General features: G+C 76.3%; 4 protein-coding genes and 2 pseudogenes. All 6 read left to right on the forward strand.

Translation table 11 applies throughout. The features are described from left to right. Positions 1–77: 77 nt before the first annotated feature. Positions 78–950, forward strand: a pseudogene (locus BJF79_RS67405) (AMP-binding protein); the annotation flags it as partial. Further along, complete coding sequence (locus BJF79_RS62030) at positions 922–2067, forward strand: condensation domain-containing protein (RefSeq protein WP_075902023.1); 1146 nt, start codon at positions 922–924, stop codon at positions 2065–2067. The pseudogene BJF79_RS67405 and the gene BJF79_RS62030, both read left to right, overlap by 29 nt. Beyond that, the gene (locus BJF79_RS28635) at positions 1950–2423 is read left to right on the forward strand and encodes a condensation domain-containing protein (RefSeq protein WP_158079319.1); all 474 of its coding nucleotides are present in this window, start codon (positions 1950–1952) and stop codon (positions 2421–2423) included. The genes BJF79_RS62030 and BJF79_RS28635 overlap by 118 nt, the downstream gene beginning before the upstream one ends. After that, positions 2420–2740 (forward strand): hypothetical protein, encoded by a 321-nt coding sequence (locus BJF79_RS28640; RefSeq protein WP_075902025.1) that lies wholly within the window; start codon positions 2420–2422, stop codon positions 2738–2740. Before BJF79_RS28635 ends, BJF79_RS28640 begins: the two co-directional genes overlap by 4 nt. Continuing rightward, positions 2713–4479: pseudogene (locus BJF79_RS62035) on the forward strand (amino acid adenylation domain-containing protein); the annotation flags it as partial. The gene BJF79_RS28640 and the pseudogene BJF79_RS62035, both read left to right, overlap by 28 nt. Positions 4480–5889: 1410 nt before the next feature. Continuing rightward, on the forward strand, positions 5890–6980 hold a 1091-nt coding region (locus BJF79_RS62040), incomplete at its 3' end, for a condensation domain-containing protein (RefSeq protein WP_262402707.1).

Below are 6980 nucleotides of genomic sequence, written 5' to 3' on the forward strand. Positions count from 1 at the left end.
TCGTTCATGTACCCGATGTGGGCCGAAACCTCCTCCGGCGTCCACTCGTCCATCGGCACGTCGTTCACCGAAGCCACGTGGTCTTCACGTCCGGTTCGACCGGGACGCCGAAGGCCGTCGTCGGCACCCTGCGCGCCCTGGCGAACCGCCTCGCGTGGGGCACCGGCCTCACCGGGCCGGGCGGCACGCGCGTCGCGAAGTCCTCGCCCGCGTTCATCGACGGGACGACCGAGCTGCTCGGCGGTCTCGTCGCCGGGGACACCGTCGTCGTCGCCGACGACGCCACCGCCGGGGACGCCGTCGCGCTCGCCGCGTTCATCGAACGGCACGAGGTCCGCACGGTCACGCTCGTCCCGAGCCTGCTCGCCGCGCTCGCCGAGAACGGGCTCCCGGAGTCGGTCACCACCTGGATCAGCAGCGGCGAGGCGCTGCCCCGAGCGCTCGCCGACCGGATCCCGGTGCGGCTCGTCGACCTGTACGGCTGCTCGGAGGCCGCCGGCGACAGCCTCGCCGCCGACGGGACGGGCGGGCTCGCGCCGATCGCGAACACCCGCGCGTACGTCCTCGACCGGGCGCTGCGCGAGGTGCCGGTCGGCGAGCTGTACCTGGCGGGGGACGGCCTGGCGCGCGGCTACCTCGGCGACCCGGCGCGCACCGCCGAGCGGTTCGTCGCGAACCCGTTCGGCCCGCCCGGCTCGCGCCTCTACCGCACCGGCGACCGGGTGCGGCGCCGCCCGGACGGCCGCCTGGAGTTCCTCGGCCGCACCGACGACCAGGTGAAGATCCGCGGGTTCCGGATCGAGCCCGGCGAGGTCGAGGCGGCGCTGGGCGCGCGGCCGGGCGTCCGCCGCGCCGCGGTCGCCGTCCACGGTTCCCGGCTCGTCGGGTACGTCACCGGCGACGCCGACCCGGACGGCGTCCTTGACGGGCTCCGCGACGCCCTGCCCGACTACCTCGTCCCCGCCGTCCTGGTCGTCCTGGACGAGCTGCCGCTCAACCCGAACGGCAAGATCGACCGGCGGGCGCTGCCGGCGCCGGGCCGCCGCGCCGGGCGCGCGCCCGCGACCGAGACCGAACGGGTCCTCGCCCGGCTCGCCGCCGCCGTCCTGGACCGGCGGGCTCGACGCCGACGACGACTTCTTCCGCACCGGCGGCGACAGCATCGGCGCCGCCCTGCTGGTCGCCCGCGCCCGCCGCGCCGGGCTGGCGTTCACCGTCCGGGACGTGTTCCGCCTGCGGACCGTCGAGGCCCTCGCGAAGGCCGCCGAGGCCACGGCCGCCGGTTCCGCCGCGGCCGAGGACGCGGACGCGTCCGGCGAGCTGCCGCTGTCGCCGCTGCAGGAAGGGCTGCTCTTCCACCTGATGCTCGCGGGCGAGGGCCGCGACGTCTACGTGCAGCAGGCCGTCGTGGAACTGTCCGGCCCGGTCGACCCGGCGCGGATGGGGGACGCCGTCCGGACCGTCCTGCGCAAGTTCCTCAACCTGCGGGCCGGGTTCCGGACGGACGGCGACCGCGCCGTCCAGTTCGTCCCCGACGACTTCGAGCCCCCGTGGACGCACGCCCGCGTGTCCGGCGAGGACGAGTTGGAGGCGTTCGTCGACGCGCAGCGCGCCGAGCCGTTCGACCCGTCCGCGCCGCCGCTCATCCGGTTCGGGCTCGCGAGCCTCGCCGACGGCGACCACCGGCTGGTGCTGACGTCCGAGCTGATCCTGCTCGACGGCTGGTCGGGCGGGCTGCTGGTCACCTCGCTGCTGGACGCCTACACCGACGCCGCCGCCGAGGCCGCCCGGCCCGTCCCGTCGTTCCGCGCGTTCCTCGACTGGGTGAACGGGCGCGACCGGGACGCCGCCGTGGACGCGTGGCGCGCTCGCTGTCCGGGTTCGACGAACCGGCGCTCGTCCGTCCCGGCCTGGTCGACGCCCCCGCCGACCTCGCCGCCGCCGCGGAGGTGCACCGCGACCTGCCCGCCGGGCTCGCCGACCGCCTCGCCGCCGTCGCCCGCGACCACGGCGTCACCCCCGGCACCCTGTTCGAGACCGCGTGGGGCCTGGTGCTCATGGCCATGACCGGACGCGACGACGTCGTGTTCGGCGCCTCGGTGTCCGGCCGCCACCCCGACGTCGACGGCGTCGAGTCGATGGTCGGCCTGCTGTTCAACACCGTCCCCGTGCGGGTGCGGGCCGCGCCGGCCGACCCGCTGACGGCCGTCCTGCGACGGGTGCAGGCCGAGCAGTCGGAACTGTTCGACCACACGTTCGTCGCGCTCGCCGACGTGCAGCGCGCCACCGGCCTCGGCACCCTGTTCGACACGCTGTTCGTCTTCCAGAACTTCCCCGGCATGCGACCGACCGGGGCTTCGGCCCGTCCGGCGACCTGCGGGTCGTCGGCCGGGAGGTCCGCGACGCCACCCACTACCCGGTGACGATGGTCGTCGAGCCGGACGCCGCGCTGCGCGTCATGGTCCGCGGCGACGCGTTCACCGAGGCCGAGGCCGGACGGATCGCCGACCGGTACGTCCGGGTCCTGGAGACGCTCGCCGCCGCGCCCGACACCCCGTCCCACCGCGTCGACCTGCTCGTCCCCGCCGAGCACGAGCGGCTCCGCCGCGACCGCGCCGAGGCGGTGCGGCCCGTCCCGGAGGTGACGGTCGCCGAGCTGCTCGCCGACCGGGCCGCCCGGCGGCCGGACGCGCCGCGCTCGTCTCGCCGCCGGACGTCCGGCTCACCTACGGGGAACTGAACGCCGAGGTCAACCGGCTCGCGCGGCTGCTGATCGCGCACGGCGCCGGACCCGAACGGGTCGTCGCGCTCGCCCTGCCGCGGTCCGCGCGAATGGTCGTGGCGCTGTTCGCGGTGCTGCGCACCGGCGCCGCCTACCTGCCGCTCGAACTCGACTACCCGGCCGACCGGCTCGACTACATGATCGCCGACGCGGGCCCGGCCGTCCTGGTGTCGCACCGCGACATCGCCGCCGGGCTCGCGCACACCGGCGCCGTCCTCGCGCTCGACGACCCCGGCACCGCCGCCGCCCTCGCCGACCTGCCCGGCCACGACCTCGCCCCCGAGGAGACGCCCGGCTTCGCGCCCGGCACCCCCGGCCGGCTCGACCATCCCGCCTACGTCATCTACACGTCCGGGTCCACCGGGCGGCCGAAGGGCGTCGTCACCCCGTACCGGGGGCTGACGAACATGCAGTACAACCACCGCGCGAACATCTTCGAGCCCGTCATGGACGCCACGAACGGGCGTCCGCTGAAGATCGCGCACACGGTGTCGTTCTCGTTCGACATGTCGTGGGAGGAGCTGCTCTGGCTCGTCGAGGGGCACGAGGTGCACGTCTGCGACGAGGACCTCCGCCGCGACGCCGAAGCCCTCACCGACTACCTGCGACGGCACCGCGTCGACGTCATCAACGTGACCCCGACCTACGCGCAGCAGCTCCTCGACGAGGGCCTGCTGGACGGCGAGCACCGGCCGCCGCTCGTCCTGCTCGGCGGCGAGGCCGTCCCCGCGTCCGTCTGGGACCGGCTCGCCGACGCCGACGGCGTCCTCGGCTACAACCTGTACGGGCCCACCGAGTACACGATCAACACGCTCGGCGGCGGCACCGAGGACAGCGCCACCCCGACGGTCGGCAAACCCATCTGGAACACCCGCGGTCACGTGCTGGACGCCGCGCTGCGGCCCGTCCCGCCCGGCACGCCCGGCGAGCTGTACATCGCGGGGGCGGGCCTCGCCCGCGGCTACCTCGGCCGCGCCGACCTCACCGCCGAACGGTTCGTCGCCGACCCGTTCGACGCGTCCGGCGGGCGCATGTACCGCACCGGCGACCTGGTGCGCGTCCGCGACGACGGCAACATCGACTTCCTCGGCCGCACCGACGACCAGGTGAAGATCCGCGGTTACCGGGTGGAGCTCGCCGAGGTCGAGGCCGCGCTCGCCGCCGAACCCGGCGTCGGGCAGGCCGCCGTGGTCGCCGCCGACACCGACGTCCCCGGCGTCCGGCGGCTCCTCGGCTACGTCGTCCCGGACGGCGCGCGCGAGGGCGCCGCCGAGGAGCAGATCGCCGAGTGGCGGCAGATCTACGACGCCGAGTACACCGAGGTCGGGACGGTCGTCCACGCCGAGGAGTTCGCCGGCTGGGACAGCAGCTACGACGGCGCCCCGATCCCGCTCGACGACATGCGCGAATGGCGCGAGACGACCATCGAGCGCATCCGCGGCCTGAACCCGCGCCGCGTCCTGGAGATCGGCGTCGGCGCGGGACTGCTGCTCACCCGCCTCGCGCCCGGCGCCGACGAGTACTGGGGCACCGACTTCTCCGCGCCCGTCATCGACAAGCTCCGCGCCGACCTCGGCCCCGGCTCGCCGGTCCGGCTGAGCTGCCGTCCCGCGCACGACACCGAAGGACTCCCCGAAGCCCACTTCGACACGATCGTCATCAACTCGGTCGTCCAGTACTTCCCGGGCGCGGGATACCTCGAAGACGTCGTCGCCGAGGCCATGCGGCTCCTCGCGCCCGGGGGCGCGCTGTTCGTCGGCGACGTCCGCGACCTGCGCACCGTCCGCTGCCTGCACGCCGCCGTCCGCCTCGGCCGGGGCGACACCGACCTCGACGCGATCGACCGCGCCGTCCGCATGGAGAAGGAGCTCCTCCTCGACCCGGCGTTCTTCGCCGCGCTCGACGGCCCCGCCCGCGTCGACGTCCTCACCCGCCGCGGCGTCCACCACAACGAACTGACCCGCCACCGCTACGACGCGATCCTCTACAAGCCCGGCCCCGACCTCGCCCCCGACCCCGACCCCGAGCCGTCCGTCATCGACTGGCCCGGCACGACGCCCCCCGGCGCCCCGGCTGCCCTGGACGAAGACCGGGACACGCCACCGCGAGCCGCCGCATCCGCCCCGAACGCCGAGGCGATGTCCGACAGGTCGGGCATGGAGGAGATCGAGGGGTTGCTCGCCGGGGGCTCCGGGCCGTTGCGCGTCCGGGGGATTCCCGACCCGCGGCTCTCCGGGGAGGTGGCGGCGGTGCGCGTCCTGCGGGACGGCGGGTCCGCCGGGGACGCCCGCGCCGCGCTGGACGCGCCGCCCGCCGGGATCGAGCCCGAGGACTTCCGCGCGCGGTTCCCGGGCGCCGTCCTCACGCCCTCCGACGAGATCGGACGGTACGACGCCGTGTTCGGCGGCGCGCCCGCGCACCTCCCGGCCGCGCCCGGCCGGGCGCCCGCCTCCTACGCCAACGACCCCGTCGCGGCGCGCGACCTCGGGGTGCTCGCCGCGCGCGTGCGGGAAGGGCTCAAGCGGCGGCTGCCCGGCTACCTCGTGCCGAGCGCGATCATGACGCTGGACGCGCTGCCCCTCACCGTCAACGGCAAGCTCGACCGCCGCGCCCTGCCCGACCCCGGCGGGGCCGGGCCGCGCCGCACCGGACGGCCGCCGCGCACGCCCGTCGAGCACCTGCTGTGCACCCTGTTCGCGGAGGTGCTGGACGCGCCGGGCGCCGGGCATCGACGACGACTTCTTCGACCTCGGCGGGCACTCGCTGCTGGCCACCCGGCTCGTCGGACGGGCCCGCGCGGTGCTGGGCGCCGAGCTGGCGATCCGCGACCTGTTCGAGGCGCCGACGGTCGCGGAGCTGGCCGCGCGGGCGCACCGCCGGGCGGGCGCCGCCGACCGGCCCGTCCTCGCGCCGCGCGAGCGGGACGGGCTCGTCCCGGCGTCGTCCGCGCAGAACCGGCTGTGGCTGCTCGACCAGCTGCTCCGCGAGGACGACGCCCGCGCGACGCTACCACCTGCCCCTCGGCGTGCGGCTGCGCGGCGACCTCGACCGGGCGGCGCTGGAGGCGGCGGTCGGACGTGGTGGCCCGGCACGAGACGCTGCGCACCGTGTTCGCCGACCACGAGGGCGCCCCGCACCAGCGGATCCTGTCGCCCGCGGAGGCGCGGCCCGTCCTGGAGGTCGCGGACGGCGACCCGGCCGCGTTCATCGCCCGGCCGTTCGACCTCGCCGCCGACCTCCCGCTGCGGGTCGCGGTGTTCCCCGAGGGCGAACGCGAGCACCTGCTGCTCGCGGTGTTCCACCACATCGCGTTCGACGAGTGGTCGTTCGGCCCGTTCGCGCGGGACGTCGCCGCGGCGTACGCCGCGCGGCTCGGCGGGGCCGCACCGGGGTGGGAGCCGCCGCCCGTCCAGTACGCCGACCACGCGCTGTGGCAGCGGGAGCTGCTCGGCGACCCGCTCGACCCGGGCAGCGTCCATGCCGGGCAGCTCGACCACTGGGCGCGGGCGCTCGCGGGCGCGCCGGAGGAAGGTCCCGCTGCCGGTGGACCGCGCCCGCCCCGGGACGGTCGGGCAGCGCGGCGCCGAGCTGCACGCCGACCTGCCCGCCGGGACCTCACCGGACGGCTCCGCCGCGTCGCCCGCGACGCCGGGGCCAGCATGTTCATGGTCGGGCAGGCGGCGGTGGCGGCGCTGCTGCACCGGGCGGGCGCGGGCGACGACGTCCCGCTCGGCAGCCCGGTCGCGGGCCGCACCGAGGAGGCCGCCGCCGACCTCGTCGGGTTCTTCGTCAACACGCTGGTGCTGCGCGCCGACCTGTCCGGCGCGCCGACGTTCGCCGGGCTGCTCGGGCGCGTCCGGGAGGCCGACCTCGCGGGCCTGGCCAACCAGGACCTGCCGTTCGAGGCGCTGGTGGAGGCGCTGCGGCCGCGCCGGGTGCCGGGCCGCAACCCGCTGTTCCAGGTGATGGTCGGCTACGAGAACCAGGGCGTGGGGGACGTGCGGTTCCCCGGCCTCGAACAGCGGGAGGCGCCGTTCGCTCCCGGCGCGGCGAAGTTCGACCTCGACTTCATCTTCCGCGAGGCGCCGGACGGCGAGCTGCGGCTGATCCTCGACTACTCCGCCGACCTGTTCGACGCGGCGACCGCCGAAGCCCTGACCGGCGGCCTCGTCGCGGGTGCTGGCGGCGGTCGCCGCCG

The sequence above is a fragment of the Actinomadura sp. CNU-125 genome, from assembly GCF_001942465.1.
GTDB lineage: Bacteria > Actinomycetota > Actinomycetes > Streptosporangiales > Streptosporangiaceae > Spirillospora.